This window comes from Chromobacterium sp. W521 (assembly GCF_052805975.1).
Genome location: NZ_JBRBAF010000002.1, coordinates 448,960 through 466,805, shown reverse-complemented (window position 1 = coordinate 466,805; position 17,846 = coordinate 448,960). Strand labels below are relative to the sequence as shown.

The following is a 17,846-nucleotide window of genomic DNA, read 5'->3' as shown; positions in this document are numbered from 1 at the left end:
CAGACGTGAAGCGCGCGCAAACTGAATGAGATGCGTGCCAGCTACGGACCGCGGCGCAAAGCGCCCTGTTTTTATTCGCGCCTCAAGGCCAGCCTCCATGGCGGCGGCGGACCTCGCGTCTGCCCGTGCGTACAGAACTGCGCCCCAACGCGCACCGAGTGACACCGCAAAGGGTTACAGGTGCCCGCGGTCCCGGATTCGCCCACGGCGAACCGGCGGCCTCCCCGCGTCCCGCCCGCCGCGCGTGTCCGAGTTACAGCAACTGAGGACTCAGGTATGCGTTTTCATTTCCCCATCGTAATCATCGACGAGGACTTCCGCTCGGAAAACACCAGCGGCTCCGGCATCCGCGAACTCGCCGCCGCCATGGAGGCGGAAGGCATGAGCGTGATCGGCTACACCAGCTACGGCGATCTGACCTCCTTCGCCCAGCAACAAAGCCGCGCGGCCGGCTTCATCCTGTCGATAGACGACGAGGAATTCCACACCGAAGACGCGGCGCAGGAAGCGCTGGGCAAACTCTACGGCTTCGTCGCGGAAATCCGCCGCCGCAACCCGGACATCCCTGTCTACCTGTACGGCGAAACCCGCACCGCGCGCCATATCCCCAACGATATCCTGCGCGAGCTGCACGGCTTCATCCACATGCACGAGGACACGCCGGAGTTTGTCGCCCGCCACATCATCCGCGAGGCCAAAAGCTATCTGGATAGCCTGGCTCCTCCATTCTTCCGCGCGCTGGTGGACTACGCCCACGACGGCTCTTACTCCTGGCACTGCCCCGGCCACTCTGGCGGCGTCGCCTTCCTGAAGAGCCCAGTGGGCCAAATGTTCCACCAATTCTTCGGCGAAAACATGCTACGCGCCGACGTCTGCAACGCGGTGGACGAACTGGGCCAGTTGCTGGACCACACCGGCCCCATCGCCGCCTCCGAGCGCAACGCCGCGCGCATCTTCAACGCCGACCACCTGTTCTTCGTCACCAACGGCACCTCTACTTCCAACAAGATCGTCTGGCACAGCTGCGTGGCGGCCGGGGACATCGTGCTGGTGGACCGCAACTGCCACAAATCCAATCTGCACGCCATCATGATGACCGGAGCGATTCCAGTGTTCCTGATGCCAACTCGCAACCACTACGGCATCATCGGCCCGATTCCGAAATCCGAATTTCAGCTCGACAATATCAAGAAGAAAATTCAGGCCAATCCCTTCGCCCGCGACGCGCTGGCCAAGAACCCGCAGACCAAGCCGCGTATCCTGACGCTGACTCAGTCCACCTACGACGGCATTCTCTACAATGTCGAGGAGATCAAGCACCTGCTGGACGGCGAGGTCGACACCCTGCACTTCGACGAGGCCTGGCTGCCGCACGCCGGCTTCCATGATTTCTACGGAGACTTCCACGCCATCGGCGAAGGCCGGCCGCGCTGCAAGGACAGCCTGATCTTCTCCACCCAGTCCACGCACAAGCTGCTGGCCGGCATCAGCCAGGCCTCGCAGATTCTGGTGCAAGACCCGGAACAACGTCAGCTGGACATCGCCTGGTTCAACGAGGCCTATCTGATGCACACCTCCACCAGCCCGCAATACTCCATCATCGCCAGTTGCGATGTGGCGGCGGCGATGATGGAACAGCCGGGCGGACAGGCGTTGGTGGAAGAATCGCTGGTGGAGGCGCTGGACTTCCGCCGCGCCATGCGCAAAGTGGACGAAGAATACGGCCGCGACTGGTGGTTCAGCGTCTGGGGACCGGACGACCTGTCCGACGACGGCATCTGCGACCCGGCCGAGTGGCAACTGCGGCCGGATGAGCGCTGGCACGGCTTCGCCGGCATCGAGGACAGCTTCAATATGCTAGACCCGATCAAGGCCACGGTACTGACGCCGGGCCTGGATGTGGACGGCAGCTTCGAAGAGATGGGCATTCCCGCCGCCATCGTCACCAAGTATCTGACCGAGCACGGCGTGGTGGTGGAAAAAACCGGCTTGTACAGCTTCTTCATCATGTTCACCATCGGCATCACCAAAGGCCGCTGGAATACGCTGATCTCCCTACTGCAGCAGTTCAAGGACGACTTCGACAAGAACCAGCCGATGTGGCGGGTCATGCCGGAGTTCATCGCCAAATACCCGCAATACGAGCGCGTCGGCCTGCGCGATCTGTGCCAGCGCGTCCACCTGCTCTACAGCAAGCACGATGTGGCGCGCATCACCACCGAGATCTACCTGTCGGAAATGGAGCCGGCCATGCGCCCTGCCGATGCCTTCGCCAAGATGGCCCACCGCGAGATCGAACGCGTGCCGGTGGAACAGTTGGAGGGCCGCGTCACCGCGGTGCTGCTGACACCCTATCCGCCGGGCATCCCCTTGCTGATTCCCGGCGAGCGTTTCAACAAAACCATCGTTGACTACTTGCGCTTCGCTCAGGACTTCAACCGCGAGCTGCCCGGTTTCGAGACCGATGTGCATGGGTTGGTGGCGACGGACCTTAACGGCCGCAAGGTCTACTGTGTCGACTGCGTGAAATGAGGCACGGCGGCGGTGCTCCGCCAGCGCGCCGCCGCCACAATTTCTACACAATAATCTTTAACACACCAGGCTGGCGCGCTCGCGGCAGCGTGCGATAATCGCCGTCATGATGTCATTGGACCGCCGTTACGCCCTCATCGCCTGGCTCTTGCTCAGCCTGGCCGGCTGCCTATGGCTGGGCTGGCGCCAGTTTGGCGAATTGGAGCAGCGCTTCCGCCAGGAATCCTTTATCGCCCTGCGTCTGCTAAGCCAGAAAGCCTCGCAACACGACGCGGTGCTGGCCACCTTGGCCGCCTCGGAACAAAGCCGTTTGCCGGCCGACATGCTCAAGCGCCTGCAAACCGCCATGCCTCAGCTCAGCGCGGTGGGTTACTGGCGGCAACAACAATGGCATGGCGACCCCGGCGGTCTCCGCCCGCCGCTGGCCTTGTTATGGCAGGCCCAGCAACAAGACCAGACCGTCCTCGGCTTCGACGCTCAACAGCGCTACTGGCTGCAAAGTCCCGACGGCTGGGCGCTGCTGATCGACCCGCTGCGCATGCTGGTCCAAGCCGAACTGCCCGAACCGCTGGAAAACATCTCCCTGCAATTGCGCGGCCACCGTATCGAATTGCTGCAACGCAAGGCCGGCGCGCCGGTCAATGACTGGGACCTGAGCCTGGACCGCAAACTGCCCAGCGCCAGCCAGCCCTTCCGTCTATCCAGCCGCACAGCCTTGAGTTGGAACAGTTTGCCCTGGATGGAAATCCTGCTATGGAACGCGCTGCTCGCAGCCGTTGCCGTCGCCTTGTACGCCAGACATCGCCAACGCGCCTCTCAACAGCGCCAGCAGCAGCAGGACCGGCTGGCCGCTCAAGCCCGGCTCAACACCCTGAATGAAATGATGGCCGGGCTGGCGCAGGAGTTGAACCCGCCGCTCACCGCCATCATCGCCAACACCCGCCAGCTGGAGCGGACGCTGGACGAACCCTCTCAGCGCGAAACCGTGCGCGACACGCTGCTGGCCACCGGCGCGCAAGCGCGTCGCGCCGCCGCCTTGATCAGTCGGCTCAGCCGCCTGCTGGCCCATCCCAAAGCCACTGAAACCACGCCGCTGGACCCAGACGCCCTGGTGAATTCCCTGCTGTTCCTACGTCAGGCCGAACTGGCCAACCAAAACATCACCCTGGAATGGCATAACTTAAGCCCAGACGAATGGCCCCGCGCGGAACGCACCGCGCTGGAACAGATCCTGCACAATCTGGTGCAAAACGCCTGCGACGCGCTACAAGAACAAGGCGGCCGCATCGTGATCAGCGGCGAAAGCGACGGACACAACTATCGCTTCAAGGTCATAGACAACGGCCCAGGGATTCCCGACGCCATCCTGCCCAAGATCTTCCTCCCCTTCTTCACCACTCGCTCCCGCGGCATGGGCCTGGGTTTACCGCTATGCGAAACCCTGGCTCGGGCACAAGGCGGCAAGCTGCACGTGCAAAACGCCGCCAACGGCGGCGTCATCGCCCAGCTGATATTGCCCTGGGCCAAACGCGGCGCCTAGAGCGGCTGACAAGCCCCTGATGCCGCGTTGCGCCGACTTGCCGTTACAAGTACTGCCTGCGTCGGTGCGCCTTGCCTCAGAACCTGTTTACGATCTGCTGCGCATCGGCGATACAGCGTTGAAAACCGCGTCGAAATGCTCATGTACCGTGTGTACACTCCGCTTTCTCAGCTGTTTTCGCCTTGTTTCACCTTAGCTCGCGAGATCGTAAGCACGTTCTCAGGCGTGAAACTGATTTTTGTCAGTCGCCCGTAACGCCTCAGTCCTTGCTCGCCAGCGCCAGCCGCAAAGCCAGCCCGCCAAACACAGACGCCAGCAGCCATTGCGGCAGCCGGCTGCTTCCCAGTTTGTCGCCAAGCGCGCGCCCGAAACGGCTGGCCGCCAAGATGATCGCGCCGTTGATCAGCAGGCCGATCGCGTTCAGCACAGTTGCCAACACCATGATCTGCAGGGAAACCGGCCCAGCTGACGGGTGAACGAATTGGGGGAACAAAGCCAACACGAAAAGCGCCATCTTGGGGTTGAGCAAGTTGGTAATCAGACCTTGGGCCACGATGCGCGGCATCGACTGCGCGCCCGCCGCTCCGGGGACGCTCAACACACTGCCGCTACGCAGCGTGGTCCAAGCGAGGTAGAACAGGTAGGCGGCGCCGGCGATGCGCACCGCATCGTAGGCCATCGGCGCATGCGCGAACAACTGCGCCAAGCCGAAGGCCGCCGCCAGAGCATGGCAGTAAGTCCCCATCTGAATACCCGCCAAGGTGGCGAAACCGGCCTTGCAACCCTGGCTGGCGCTGCGGCTGGCGATCAGCAGCATATCCGGGCCCGGCGTCGCCGCGAGCGCAACGCAGGCGAGGCTGAACAACAATAGCGTAGACAAATCAGGCATGGCGGACATTCCGAATAGATACAAATTGCCATAATACAAGCCAGCCCGACGGAATCAAAGCCTCAATCCAGCGCCGCGCCGCGTTCCCGCAGCAAAGCTCGCAGCACCGAACGGTGGCAGCGCGCCTCGTCCTGACAGTAACAGCCGATGGAAAAGTGGCTGCCGTGCGACAGCGCCGCCAGCAAATCCAGCTCGCGGCTTTGCGCCGGCGCCTTCATCTCCGCGCGATACGCCCGCTCGAAAGCCTGCCATTCAGCGGGACCCTGCGCGGCCTGCGCCTGTTTTACCAGCTCCGCGCTAGGCGCCAGGTTGGGAAACCACACGTCGTACCAATCACCGCTGGCAAACGCCTCCTTGGGTACACCGCGCGGCGGCCTCCGCACCGTACCGATGCGCGTGCCCTCCTGCGGGTGACGCGGACTGCCCAATTGCACGACGCGTATCGTCATAGCTCGCTCTCCGAAACAGCGCAGCCGGTGCGCCGCGCGGAACAACATTGTCATCGATGACGAACCCTGCGTAGACTAAGGGCCTGCCCCCAACCAGAACAATCCTCATGCAACACTATCCGCTTTATCTACTGATGGCGGCGGCCACCGTGCTCAGCCCCGGCCCCGGCATTTTAATGACCCTGACCAATTCTCTGCGCTTCGGCCTGCGCGGCACCATGGGCGGCATTCTCGGCACTGCCTGCGGCTCCTTCATCGTCGCCGGCGTGTCGGCTACCAGCCTGGGCCTATTGCTGGCGGCCTCGGCGCTAGCCTTCACCGTGATGAAATGGATAGGCGCCGCTTATCTGTTTTATCTGGGCGTCAAACTACTGCGCGCGCCGGCTTTCCGCTTCGATGAGATTCAAACCCAGCCGCGCGGTTTTGCCCGACGCTTTGGAGAAGGCATGGCGGTACAGCTGACCAACCCCAAGTCCATCTTCTTCTTTCTATCCATTTTCCCGCAGTTCATCGACACTCAAGGCGCTTACGCGCCGCAATTTCTGCTGCTGGTCGGCACTTTCAGCAGCCTGATCATCCTGATTCACACCGTGTACGCGTTGACCGCCCAGCGCGCGCGGCGCTGGCTGGCCAGCGAGCGTGGAGGCAAATGGGTGAACAAGGCCGGCGGCATGACATTTCTGCTATTCGGCGCTCTGCTCGCCAACGCCAACAAGTAAAAACGCCATGAATCTGCAATTGGAGTCTCCGCGGCAACACGATGTGTTAGAGCTAATCCGCCAACTGGACGAATATCAGGCCGCCCTCTACCCGGCGGAAAGCAACCACTTGATGGACCCCTCGGCACTGGAGCGGCCCCAGGTTCGCTTCATTGTTGCTCGCGACGAGAAGGGCGCCGCCGCCGGCTGTGCCGCACTGGTGCGGCATGAGGATTACGGCGAGATCAAACGCATGTTCGTGGCGCCGTCCCAACGCGGCAAGGGGGTAGCGCAGGCGCTACTGGGGCGCTTGGAGGAAGAAGCCCGCGCCGCCGGCCTACCCGCGCTGAAACTGGAAACCGGCGTGTCCCAGCCAGAAGCCATCGGCCTGTACCAACGCGCCGGCTTCAGCCCCTGCCTTCCATTCGGCGCCTACGCCCCCGATCCGCTCAGCCTGTTCATGAGCAAAGCCTTGTAGGTCTGTTGGAGCGTAACGGCTACCAGCCGTTCTCCAATACCAGGTGGCCGGGCGCGCTTTGCCGGCTCATCCGGTAGCCCATCTTCATCAATTGCCTATGGGTGTCCTCCACCATGGCCGGGTTGCCACAGATCATGAAACGCGAGTCTTCCGGCGACATCGACAGCCCAGCCGCCCGCTCCAAACGTCCATTGGCCAGCAAGGCCGGTATACGCTCGTCCAACAGGCCTTCCGGCGCGTCGCGCGTCAGGATGGGCAGGTATTGCAGTTTATGGCCGTGCTCTTCCCACAACGGATGCTCGCATAAAGCAGCGATGAAATCCTGGTAGCTGAGCTCCTCGGCGCGTCGCACGCAGTGCGCCAGCACGATGTGCTCGAAACGCCGCCACTGCCCCGGATCCTGCAGAATCGACAAATACGGCGCCAAGCCGGTACCAGTAGCCAGCAGCCACAGATCCTTACCCGCCGGCAGCCGGTCCGCCAAGAAGAAGCCCATCGCCTTCTTGTCCAACATCACTTCTGCGCCCACTTGCAACTGCGCCAGGCGCGAACTGAACTGGCCTTCCGGCACCACGATGGAATAGAACTCCAGATACTCGTCGGTCACCGCCGAACACATCGAGTACGCCCGCCAAACTTGGCCGCCATGATCGCCCAGCGGCAGGCCCAAGCGCGCAAACTGCCCTGGCTCAAAACGATAGGCGTCCGGCCGCCGCAAGCGGAAGCTGAGCAGATTGTCCGCCCAGCGCCGCAACCATAAAATGGGTTGAACCGTGTATTTCTCTTCGATCGCTGTATCCATTGCTCGCCAATACCCAAGTAAATCACTCAAGTATTGTCCTCCAGATCGGCTACGGCTTCAAGCCGGCGTCACAGAGGCACTCAACGATAGGCGGCCAGCCATTCCTCATGCAGCGTGGCGACTAGTTGCCCCGCCGGCAGTTCCCGGCCGGCGGCCACGTTTTCGCCAGCCCACAAGGATAGAAAATCAGACAGTTCTGCCTTGGCCGCCGCGGCTCGCAAGGGCCCGGTCAAGGCGTTCATCACAGGATAAGCCGGCACCAGATCTTCCTTGTCGGCCATCAATTCCATATAACGGTTGCTCAGGCCGCGCGCGTGGCGCCCGGAAAACGCGCGGGTCAAACGGGTGCCGCCGGGCGCGGCCTTGGCCAGCTCGCTTTTCCACAAGGCGGAAATGCCGGACTCCGGACAACGCAAGAACGCGGTGCCCAACTGGCACGCCTGGGCGCCGTGACGCATCGCGGCGGCGATGTCGCGCCCATGCATGATGCCGCCGGCGGCGATCACCGGCAGCGGTTGGTTCTGCGCCAATTCGTAAACCAGCGACAGCGTCGGCCGCAGGCTGTCCTGCGGCCGGCCTATGAAAGTGCCGCGATGGCCACCCGCTTCTCGGCCCTGCGCGCAGATCGCGTCAGCGCCCAGTTCGGCCCAGGCCAACCCTTCCGCCATATTGGTGGCGGTGCCAATCACGTCTATCTTGGCCTGCTTCAACAATTTGAGCTGATTGCGGTTGAGGATGCCGAAGGTGAAGCTGGCCGCCGCCGGCTTAGCCTCCAGCAACGCTTCGAACTGACGTGCGAACGGCTCACAGAAGCGCTCCGGGATTTGCGGCGCCGGCAGTCCCAGCTCACGGTGCAGCGGCGCCAGCCATTCCAGCGCCTGTTCCAAGGCCTCCCTGCCGGGAACGGGATCCTCCTGCACAAATAGATTGATGCCGAAAGGCTTGTCCGTGAGGCGACGCACCGCGGTGGCTTCGCTGAGCAGGCGTTCCGGCGGCAGCAGCGCCGCCGCCAGGAAACCCAGGCCGCCGGCCTGGCTGACCGAGGCCACCAAGGTAGGGGTAGTGGCGCCGCCCGCCATCGGCGCCTGAATCAAAGGGGTGTGCAACTGCCAGCGACGACACAAAGCGGAAGCCATATTTATCCTCAGATTACGCCCGCGCGGGCGTCGGTTGAAAGACTGCGCTATCAGACGCGCTCTTCAATCAGTCCGCCAAAGCCTGCTCCAGATCAGCCAGGATGTCCTCGATGTCTTCTATGCCTATCGACAGTCTCACCCCCCCTTCGCGGATCCCCAACCGGGCCTTCTGCTCGGGCGGCATGCCGCCGTGCGACATCGTATAACTGTGATTGATCAACGACTCGACTCCACCCAGCGACTCCGCCAACGCGAACAAGCGCAGCCGCTCCGCCAATCTGCTGGCCGCCTCGCGGCTATCGTCCTTAAGCCAGATGCTGACGATGCCGCCGAAGCGACGCATCTGTCGGCGGGCCAAACCATGCCCCGGATGCTCAGGCAGCCCTGGGAAGAACACCCGCTCCACCTTGGGGTGCGATTGCAGGTAATTCGCCACCCGCTCCGCGTTATCGCAATGGCGATCCATACGCAGATGCAGGGTCTTGATGCCGCGCAGGGTCAGGAAGCAATCCTGAGGTCCCGGCACCGCGCCGGCCGCGTTCTGGATGAATTTGATTTCGCGATGCAAGGCATCGTCGTTGACCGCAGCCAGGCCCAGCAAAACGTCGGAGTGACCGGCCAGATACTTGGTGGCGGAATGCACAACGATGTCGGCGCCCAAATCGAGCGGATTCTGTAAATAAGGCGTGGCGAAAGTGCTGTCCACCGCCACTCGCGAGCCATGAGCATGCGCGATCTTGGACAACTCCGCGATGTCCACCATGCCCAACAACGGATTAGTGGGCGACTCCAGCCACAGCAGCTTGGTCCGCGTGCTTATTAGCGCAGACAGGCTCCGACTATCGCTCAAATCCGCGAAAGTGACTTTGACGCCAGCCGGCTCCATCACCTTGCTCAGCAAGCGGTAAGCGCCGCCATAAAGATCCGCCACCGCGATCACCTCGTCGCCCGGCTTCAGGCAAGCGCGCAGCACCGCGTCTATGGCCGCCATGCCGCTGGCAAAGGCCAGGCCGTGGCGGGCGTTTTCCAGGCTGGCCAGGCAAGCCTCCAGCGCCGCCCGCGTGGGATTGCCGGTGCGGGCATAAACAAAGGGCATGGCTTCTCCGACATGCCCGTATTCGAACACCGAAGTCTGGTACACCGGCGGCATCACTGCCTTGCCATGATCTGCGTTGTCATAGCCGGCATGAATGGATCTGGTTGCAAATTTCACGGGTTTTCCTCAAAAAATCATTTACTTGCCTACATTGTCCGACAAACAGACCGCAATCAAGCTCCTAGCGCGCCGCGTCCATGACTCTTTCATCATTTTTCGAAAACTTCAAGGAAACCACCACAAAAATGGCGGCAACTCCCTTGATCTTGACTAAATTTTTAGCAGCTTTGGCTTTACATCCACGCGCTTTAGGACTATTTTGCAGCGTTTCGCATTCAAACAATTGTACGAATGAAGCTAGAACGCGTATTTGACATCCTGCCCCGCCAACTCGAACGCCACCCACGCACTGACTGCCTCGCCGCGAAGTCCGGCAAGGAATGGCGCAGGCTGTCCACCGAGGAAGTTGCGGACAGCGTCAACCGCTTCAGTCTGGGTCTCTTGGAGTTGGGCATCGCCAGCGGCGACAAAGTCGCCATCGCCGCCGATAACTCCATCGAATGGGTGCTAGCCGATCTGGCGTTGCAACAAATCGGCGCCGTCAGCGTGCCGCTCTATCCCACCATGACCCTTGATGATGCACGCTATATCCTGACTCATGCCGAGGTCAAGCTCGCTTTCGTCGGCAATGCCGCATTGCAACGCAAATTGCATGAGGCGCTGGGCAAATTCAGCTGTCCGATCTATGGTCTGGCACAGATCGAAGGCTGCCCATCCTGGACCGAGATCCTGGCCCTTGCCAATCCGGAGCGGCAAGCCGAGCTGGAGCGCCGCCGTGACGCAATCCAACCGGACGATGTCTACACCATCATTTATACCTCCGGGACCACTGGACGCTCCAAAGGCGTGATGCTGTCGCACCGCAACGTGCTCAGCACCGTCATCGCCACCGCGGAGTTCACTCGTCTGCCGCACGGAGAGTGTCGCGCGCTGAGCTTTTTGCCGCTGTCGCACATCTTCGAGCGCGCCGGGGTGTTCTACTATATGTACAGCAGCGCCGGGATCTATTTCTCCAGCGTGGAATGCCTGTCCTCCGCCCTTGCCGACATTCGTCCGCATACTTTCAGCGCAGTGCCTCGCGTGCTGGAAAAAGTGCACGACAAGCTTGTGGGCAAGGCGCGAGAATTCAGCGGCCTCAAACGTCGCCTATATCTGTGGGCGGTGGAACGGGCCGAGCGCTTCGACCCCAATGCGCGGCGCTCCCCCCTGGAAGCCGCCAAGCACGCGCTGGCCGACAAGCTGGTTTACCGCAAATGGCGGGCGGCCATGGGCGGCGAACTCAAATGGATCAATATCGGATCCGCCGCGCTGCAGCCGCGCCTGGCGCGCCTGTTCTGGGCCTGCGGCGTTTCTGTGGCGGAAGGTTACGGCATGACCGAGTCCGCCCCGGTGATCTCCGCTAACCCATTCAATGCCCGGGACACCCGGATCGGCAGCGTGGGCCTGCCCCTGCCCGGCGTGGAAGTGCGCCTGGCCGACGATGGCGAAATCCTGGTGCGCGGCGACAATGTCATGCTCGGCTATTACAAGGAACCCGAACTCACCGCCGAAGCGCTGAAAAACGGCTGGCTGCACACGGGCGACATCGGCGTGCTGGAACATGGCTACCTGCGCATCACCGATCGCAAAAAAGAAATGTTCAAGACCAGCAACGGCAAATACATTGCGCCGCAAGCGCTGGAGAACAAACTGAAGGAATCCGCCTTTATCGATCAGATCATGGTAGTGGGCGATGGTCAGAAATACGCGGCGGCGCTGATTGTCCCGCTCTTCGAGAAACTGAAGGAGTGGTGCGCCGAGCACGGCATCGCCTACACCACCGACAGCGAGATGAGCAGCCACCCCAAGATCGTCGAGTTGATAGACCGCGAGATCAAACGCTTCAACCGCTACTTCGGCAACTGGGAACACATCAAGAAATTCACGCTGATCGACAAGCCCTGGTGCGTTGACGCCGGCGAATTGGCGCCCACGCTGAAGCTGCGCCGCAAGGTCATTGCCGAACGCTGCCGCGCAATGATAGAAAGCCTCTACGCCCCGGCCTGAGCGCTACGCGAAAAGCCCCGCAACGCGGGGTTTTTTATTGCGAGACGGTCAGCGCTTATGTGCGAACTCCAAGCGCCGCTCCACATAGCGCTGCACTCGCTCGAAGCTGGCGCTCAACACCCAGTAGATCCCCGCCGCAGCCAGATACAGCGGCAAGGGCTGGAAAGTCTGGGCAATCACTTCCTTGGTCGCCAGCATCAGCTCGGTCACCGTGATCACCGACACCAGCGAAGTGTCCTTGATCAGGCTGATCAGCGAATTGGACAAGCTGGGCACCGACAAGCGCAACGCCTGCGGGACGATGATGTGACACATGGTCTGCCACCAGCTCAAGCCCAAGGACAAGCCGGCGTCCCACTGTCCCCGGTGCACGCCGGCAATGCCGCCGCGCAGGCTTTCCGACAAGTAGGCGGCCACGTTCAGGGTCAAGGCCAGAATGCCCGCCGTCACCGGCCCCAATTCAATCCCCACGCCGGGCAGACCGTAATAAATGACGAAAATCTGCACCAAGAGCGGGGTGCCGCGCATTGCGCTGACATAGAAAGCCGCCGCCTGCGCCAGCAAAGGCACCCTGGCTACGCGCAGGAAGGCCACAATAAAGCCCAGCGCCAGCCCCAGCACCATCGCGACCACAGCGAACATCAAGGTATAGCCCGCGCCTTGCAATAACACCGGCAGCGCCGATTCGAACAGGACAATCCAGTCAGTCATTCACGTTTTTCCAAAAACCGACGCCCCCGCGCAAGCAGGGGCGTCTTGCCCTATTCACTCAAAAAGGAGCGCCGCTTATTTCTTGGCCGCCGGCACTTTCGACACGTCGATGCCGAACCACTTGACTGAGATCTTCTTGAAGCTGCCGTCGGTCTTCATATCGCCCAGAGCTTTGTCAATCGCCACCTTGAACTGCGGATTGTTCTTGGCGAACGGGATAGCCATCGTTGCCACGTCGCCCACCGGGGCGCCGGCCTTCAACGGCAGCTTCGCCTGCTTGATGGCAAAGGGAATCAGTAAACTGTCGTTCAGCGCCGCGTCCACACGGCCGCTGGCCAGATCCTGCAGATATTCAGGCGCGCCGGGATACGTTTTCACCTCGATGCCGGGCACGGCCTTGGCCATATCGGCGTAATTGCTGCCCTGTCCCACGCCCAACTTCTTGCCTTTCAGATCCGCCAGGCTCTTGAATACTCGGGCCTCGTTCTTGCGCACAATCAATTGCGCGCTGGAGTAAGTATAAGGCTGGGAAAAGTCGAACACTTCCTTGCGCTTGTCGGTTACGCCCACCTGGTTAACCACGATGTCGAACTTGCCGGCCTGCAAGCCCGCCAGCAGACCGCTCCACTCCGCGGTGGTGAACTCCGGCTTTACTTTCAGGCGCTTGGCGATTTCGGTGGCAATCTCGACATCAAAACCAGTCAATTGCTGCTTGGCGTCCTTGAAGTTGAACGGCGGATACGTGCCTTCCAAAGCGATTTTCAAACTGCCGCGCTGCTTGACCGTATCCAGCAAGTCCGCCGCAAACGCTTGGCCAGCCAAGCCTGCCACTACAAGAACCGTCATCAGCTTGCGCATATCAATATAACCTTTTGGAATTTTGAATTCATAATGTGCAAAAATTCAGAATATCATTGCACACAGCCACTGACAAGTTCCAGATAGAACAAAGGCCGCTAGAGCGGCCTTATCATCAAGCAAGCTGTTGCAGCCGCCTCAGCGAAGAGCTAAGCACATTGCGTCCTATGCCAATCAATATCGCTAAGCCCAATCCCAACAAACCAGCCAACGCCACTACTAACGCACGCCTCGGGCCCGCCTTTTCCAAAGGGGGACTGGCCGGCAATACCACTTGCACTTCTTGCGACACTAATGCCTTGCCCACCAAAGCCTGTTTTTGCAACTCCTCCAGGGCCGCCCGATAGAAGAAAAAATTCCTCAACATCGCCAACTGCTGCGAAGAGATCGACTTGGCCTGCGGATTCGACCGTTCCAGTTCCGCTCGCAATTGCAGCAAAGACGATTGCAGCGGACTACTCCCCTCCATCTGCTGCGTATTCATTTGCACTTCAAGCCGGGCAAATCCATCGACGATCCGCGCCAACTCACTGTTCAACAACGCCTCTCCGCCGCCCTGCTGGTTCAACTGACGTTGTGCCACAGACAGTTGTTGCTGTGTCGCCTTGATCTTTTCTTGCAGTACCAGATACTTTTTACTTTGCTCAGTGACATGCAGATCCAAAATTCTCTGCCTGGCCTGCTCCACCAGATAATTAGCCAGCTTTGCAGCGAATAAGGCATCCCCATCACTGACCGAGACCTCAAGCAAGCCATCCTTGCCCGCACCCACCTTCAGATTATCCAACAAATTCAACTTAGTCTTATCTGCAGAGCTTAGTTCATAATGCTTGGCCAATTCAAAATCAGTAACGACGCGGTCCAGCATCGCACTATCCTTCAACACACTTGCGCCACCCTGGGGGCCAAGCGGTGCCGGCACCAATAGCAAGGAAGTCGCCGTATAACGGGGTGGCATATTCATCACAATGACAACCGCCAATATCACCGCGACCACAGGCAACATCACCATCAAGCGCCAATGCTTTCTACAGAACAAAATAATATCGACCAAGCTGATCTCATCTGAAACTTCGCGCTGCTGTTCCAACTGTCATTTTCCTTTTGCCGATTTTTGTCCATGAATGATGCGCCATCCCTACTCATTTTACTTACAAAAAAAAGGCATGCGCCAGAGCCACATGCCTTTTCTTCAGTTAATTATTATTATGATTAAACATTAAATAAGAAGTTCATCACATCGCCGTCTTGCACCACATAATCCTTGCCTTCGGCCCGCATCTTGCCGGCCTCCTTGGCCTTGGCCTCGCCGCCCAGCGCAATGAAGTCAGTATAGGCAATGGTCTGCGCACGGATGAAGCCGCGCTCGAAATCGGTGTGAATCACGCCGGCCGCCTGCGGCGCGGTGTCGCCGATGTGAATGGTCCAAGCGCGCACTTCCTTAACGCCGGCGGTAAAGTACGTTTGCAGGCCCAACAGCTTGTAGCCGGCGCGAATCAGGCGATCCAGACCCGGCTCTTCCAAGCCCAAGGTTTCCAGGAACTCGGCCTTGTCGGCATCCTCCAGCTCCGCGATTTCGGACTCGATCGCCGCGCATAGCGCCACTACCGGCGCGCCTTCTTTATCCGCCAGCTGCTGCACTCGCTCCAGCAACGGATTGTTGCTGAAGCCGTCTTCCGCCACATTGGCCACATACATCGCCGGCTTGATCGTCAGCAGACACAACGGCTTGACCAAGACCCTCTCCTCCGGGCTCAGGTCCAGCGAGCGCGCCGGCAAGCCTTGATCCAGATGCGGCACCAGCTTTTCCAGCACCGCGATCAAGGCGCGCGCATCCTTGTCGCCGGATTTCGCCTTCTTGCCCTCGCGGTTCATCGCCTTTTCCACCGCGGACAGATCGGCCAACGCCAGCTCAGTGCCTATGGTTTCGATATCGGCGATAGGATCCACCTTGCCGGCGACGTGAACGATATTCTCATCCTCGAAGCAGCGCACCACGTTGACGATGGCGTCGGTCTCGCGGATATTGGCCAGAAACTGGTTGCCCAGGCCTTCGCCCTTGGAGGCGCCCGCCACCAAGCCGGCGATGTCGACGAATTCGACGATGGCCGGCTGGATGCGTTGCGGATTGATGATCTTGGCCAGCTCGGCCAGACGCTGGTCCGGTACTTCCACGATGCCGACATTGGGCTCGATGGTGCAGAACGGATAGTTGGCGGCCTCGATGCCAGCCTTGGTCAGCGCATTGAACAGGGTGGACTTGCCCACATTGGGCAGGCCGACGATACCGCATTTCAGACTCATGTCCGCATTCCTTCGAATTCTTGAAAAATCTTGTTCTGCCGCAGCATAGCCGCAAGCCGGCGGTTTGCCCAGCCGCTCATTTGGCCGCGGTGTGCAATTCCTTCATCGCCGCCGCCATCTTGCCTCCGATGGCCGCAGGCAATTGTCGTAAAGCCTGTTCGATCGCCTCGTCCAGCCCCTGCTGTTCCTCGGCGCGCGGCTTTTTCAACACGAAATTGGCGACTTCGTTGCGGTCTCCCGGATGGCCGATGCCCAAACGCAAGCGCCAGAAAGCCGGCGAGCCCAAGCGGGCCGCGATGTCCTTCAAGCCATTGTGGCCGCCATGGCCGCCGCCCTGCTTGAAGCGGGCCGCGCCCGGAGGCAGATCCAGTTCGTCGTGCACGACGAGAATCTGATCCGGCAGAATCTTGTAAAAATGAGCCAGCGCCAACACCGCCTGCCCGGACAGATTCATATAGGTCATCGGTTTGAGCAGCCAGACGTCCTGTCCCTCGATATCCACGCGGGCGATATCGCCGTGAAACTTGCCGTCCGTGCGCCAATTTCCCTTATAGCGCCAGCACAACTCATCCAACAGCCAGAAACCGGCGTTATGGCGCGTTCTATCGTATTCAGGGCCGGGGTTGCCCAAGCCCACTATCAGGCGAATGCCGGACATATTCTCTTGTTCCAAATGAAAAAGCTCGTTGCGGGCCGACGGCTAGCAACGAGCTTTTCAACCGTTACCGTCAGACGGCACGGCAGCTAGATTACACGCGAGCGAAGTCGATGTGCATTACTTGCTGTTTGTACGGGTGCATTTGGAACGCAGCCACTTTAACTTGTTCTTTCTGGCCGTCGATCACCAGATCCAGAACGGAAGTGTGGAACGCTTCGTTCTTCAGCGCGTAGTACATGGTGTTGTGGTCCAGAACGATGGATACGGCTTCTTTGGAAGCGCCGTAAACAACGGCCGGAACCTGGCCGGCGTGACGCAGGCGGCGGCTCGCACTCGTACCCGACTCTTCACGCTTGCTGGCGGTATATTCAAAAGACATGGCAAAACTCCAGTTTCAGATTAAAAGCACCCGGCCCGCCGCGACCAGCGGGCCCGATGTTCACGGCAGGCAGGCGCCCGCCGCAACCAGTTCCTCATTGAAGAGGTAAGACACCGATTCTTCGTTGTTGATCCGGCGCAGCGTCTCGGCCAGCAGGCCGGCGATGGAGGCCACCCGGATGTTCGGGCAGGCTTTGGCCTCGGCGGTCAACGGGATGGTGTCGGTCACCACCACCATATCGATGTCGGAATTCTTGATGCGATCAATCGCCTGACCGGAGAAGATCGGGTGAGTCGCATAAGCCAGCACGCGCTGGGCGCCGCGCTCCTTGAGAGCGCTGGCCGCCTTGCACAGGGTGTTGGCGGTGTCGATCATGTCGTCGACGATCAGGCAAGTGCGGCCGGACACGTCGCCGATGATATTCATCACCTCGGCCACATTGGCTTTGGGGCGACGCTTGTCGATGATGGCCAAGTCGGTGTTCAAGGCCTTGGCCATCGCGCGGGCGCGCACCACGCCGCCCACGTCGGGGCTGACCACGATCAGGTCTTCGATGCGCTGGGAGCGGATGTCCTTCAGCAACACCGGCGTCGCGTAAACGTTGTCCACCGGGATATCGAAGAAGCCCTGAATCTGGTCGGCGTGCAGGTCCACGGTCAGCACGCGGTCGATGCCGGCACTGGTCAGCATATTGGCCACCAGCTTGGCGGAGATCGGTACGCGAGCGGAACGCGGACGGCGGTCCTGGCGCGCATAGCCGAAGTACGGGATCGCCGCGGTAATACGACCGGCCGAAGCGCGTTTCAGCGCATCGGCCATAGTCAGGATTTCCATCAGATTGTCATTGGTCGGCGCACAGGTCGACTGCAGAATGAACACGTCGCGTCCACGGACGTTTTCCAGCAGCTCCACCGCCACTTCGCCGTCGCTGAACTTGCCGACGTCGGCGCGTCCCAACGAGATATCCAGATGTTTGACTACGTTTTGGGCCAGTTCCGGGTTCGCAGTCCCGGTGAATACCATCAAACTGTCGTATGCCGCCATGATTCGTGTGCCTTAGCTAGATAAAGAAAAAGCGTGTAAGGGATTCTTACACGCTTTTTTCATGCTCTCTCTTTATTGAGAGAAAGTCTTGGCTGGGGAGGTAGGGATCGAACCTACGAATGCCGGAATCAAAATCCGGTGCCTTACCACTTGGCGACTCCCCAGT

General features: G+C 60.4%; 17 protein-coding genes and 1 tRNA gene. 5 read left to right on the top strand and 13 right to left on the bottom strand.

Going from position 1 to position 17,846, the window contains the following annotated elements; all coding sequences use genetic code 11:
* The first annotated feature begins 276 nt into the window (after window positions 1-276).
* Window positions 277-2,532, top strand: coding sequence for an Orn/Lys/Arg family decarboxylase (locus ACUXV1_RS04610; RefSeq protein WP_446014492.1), 2,256 nt, complete (start codon window positions 277-279; stop codon window positions 2,530-2,532).
* A gap of 106 nt (window positions 2,533-2,638) precedes the next feature.
* Complete coding sequence (locus ACUXV1_RS04605; RefSeq protein ID WP_446014494.1) at window positions 2,639-4,072, top strand: sensor histidine kinase; 1,434 nt, start codon at window positions 2,639-2,641, stop codon at window positions 4,070-4,072.
* A gap of 259 nt (window positions 4,073-4,331) precedes the next feature.
* On the opposite strand, the gene ACUXV1_RS04600 is transcribed toward ACUXV1_RS04605, so the two are convergent.
* Together ACUXV1_RS04600 and ACUXV1_RS04595 are read right to left on the bottom strand one after the other, a co-directional pair.
* A complete protein-coding gene (locus ACUXV1_RS04600) occupies window positions 4,332-4,961 on the bottom strand; it encodes a LysE family translocator (protein WP_081555763.1) in 630 nt (209 codons plus the stop codon).
* Between the two features lie 62 nt (window positions 4,962-5,023).
* Window positions 5,024-5,410, bottom strand: a complete 387-nt coding sequence (locus ACUXV1_RS04595; RefSeq protein ID WP_043637005.1) for a DUF488 domain-containing protein — start codon at window positions 5,408-5,410, stop codon at window positions 5,024-5,026.
* 107 nt (window positions 5,411-5,517) lie between these two features.
* On the opposite strand from ACUXV1_RS04595, the gene ACUXV1_RS04590 reads away from it, so the two are divergent.
* Both ACUXV1_RS04590 and ACUXV1_RS04585 read left to right on the top strand, forming a co-directional pair.
* The gene (locus ACUXV1_RS04590; protein WP_043637009.1) at window positions 5,518-6,129 is read left to right on the top strand and encodes a LysE family translocator; all 612 of its coding nucleotides are present in this window, start codon (window positions 5,518-5,520) and stop codon (window positions 6,127-6,129) included.
* A 7-nt stretch (window positions 6,130-6,136) separates the two neighbouring features.
* Window positions 6,137-6,586, top strand: coding sequence for a GNAT family N-acetyltransferase (locus ACUXV1_RS04585; RefSeq protein ID WP_081555734.1), 450 nt, complete (start codon window positions 6,137-6,139; stop codon window positions 6,584-6,586).
* A 19-nt stretch (window positions 6,587-6,605) separates the two neighbouring features.
* Here the strand turns inward: ACUXV1_RS04585 and ACUXV1_RS04580 are convergent, their stop codons facing one another.
* The 3 genes from ACUXV1_RS04580 to ACUXV1_RS04570 all read right to left on the bottom strand — a co-directional run bounded on the left by ACUXV1_RS04580 (window position 6,606) and on the right by ACUXV1_RS04570 (window position 9,737).
* Window positions 6,606-7,388, bottom strand: coding sequence for a ferredoxin--NADP reductase (locus ACUXV1_RS04580; protein WP_446014497.1), 783 nt, complete (start codon window positions 7,386-7,388; stop codon window positions 6,606-6,608).
* An 80-nt stretch (window positions 7,389-7,468) separates the two neighbouring features.
* Window positions 7,469-8,524, bottom strand: a complete 1,056-nt coding sequence (locus ACUXV1_RS04575) for an NAD(P)H-dependent flavin oxidoreductase (RefSeq protein WP_446014498.1) — start codon at window positions 8,522-8,524, stop codon at window positions 7,469-7,471.
* Window positions 8,525-8,591: 67 nt separating this feature from the next.
* Window positions 8,592-9,737, bottom strand: coding sequence for a trans-sulfuration enzyme family protein (locus tag ACUXV1_RS04570; RefSeq protein ID WP_446014500.1), 1,146 nt, complete (start codon window positions 9,735-9,737; stop codon window positions 8,592-8,594).
* Window positions 9,738-9,971: 234 nt separating this feature from the next.
* Between ACUXV1_RS04570 and ACUXV1_RS04565 the strand changes: the two genes are divergently transcribed.
* Entirely contained in the window at window positions 9,972-11,726 is a 1,755-nt protein-coding gene (locus ACUXV1_RS04565) for an AMP-dependent synthetase/ligase (RefSeq protein WP_446014501.1), read from the top strand.
* Between the two features lie 48 nt (window positions 11,727-11,774).
* Here ACUXV1_RS04565 and ACUXV1_RS04560 read toward each other — a convergent pair whose 3' ends face one another.
* The 8 genes from ACUXV1_RS04560 to ACUXV1_RS04525 all read right to left on the bottom strand — a co-directional run bounded on the left by ACUXV1_RS04560 (window position 11,775) and on the right by ACUXV1_RS04525 (window position 17,844).
* Entirely contained in the window at window positions 11,775-12,437 is a 663-nt protein-coding gene (locus tag ACUXV1_RS04560; RefSeq protein ID WP_194427568.1) for an amino acid ABC transporter permease, read from the bottom strand.
* Between the two features lie 75 nt (window positions 12,438-12,512).
* Complete coding sequence (locus ACUXV1_RS04555) at window positions 12,513-13,283, bottom strand: transporter substrate-binding domain-containing protein (RefSeq protein WP_446014503.1); 771 nt, start codon at window positions 13,281-13,283, stop codon at window positions 12,513-12,515.
* Between the two features lie 127 nt (window positions 13,284-13,410).
* On the bottom strand, window positions 13,411-14,385 hold the full coding sequence (locus ACUXV1_RS04550) for a Wzz/FepE/Etk N-terminal domain-containing protein (protein WP_446014505.1): 975 nt from the start codon (window positions 14,383-14,385) through the stop codon (window positions 13,411-13,413).
* A 122-nt stretch (window positions 14,386-14,507) separates the two neighbouring features.
* Window positions 14,508-15,599: a redox-regulated ATPase YchF gene (gene ychF, locus ACUXV1_RS04545; RefSeq protein WP_043637034.1), complete on the bottom strand. Its 1,092-nt coding sequence runs from the start codon at window positions 15,597-15,599 to the stop codon at window positions 14,508-14,510.
* 76 nt (window positions 15,600-15,675) lie between these two features.
* Window positions 15,676-16,257: an aminoacyl-tRNA hydrolase gene (gene pth, locus ACUXV1_RS04540; protein WP_043637036.1), complete on the bottom strand. Its 582-nt coding sequence runs from the start codon at window positions 16,255-16,257 to the stop codon at window positions 15,676-15,678.
* Between the two features lie 91 nt (window positions 16,258-16,348).
* The gene (gene rplY / locus ACUXV1_RS04535; protein WP_043589895.1) at window positions 16,349-16,636 is read right to left on the bottom strand and encodes a 50S ribosomal protein L25; all 288 of its coding nucleotides are present in this window, start codon (window positions 16,634-16,636) and stop codon (window positions 16,349-16,351) included.
* 60 nt (window positions 16,637-16,696) lie between these two features.
* Entirely contained in the window at window positions 16,697-17,680 is a 984-nt protein-coding gene (locus ACUXV1_RS04530) for a ribose-phosphate pyrophosphokinase (RefSeq protein ID WP_043589892.1), read from the bottom strand.
* Between the two features lie 89 nt (window positions 17,681-17,769).
* Window positions 17,770-17,844 (bottom strand) — tRNA-Gln (locus tag ACUXV1_RS04525).
* Window positions 17,845-17,846: the final 2 nt, after the last annotated feature.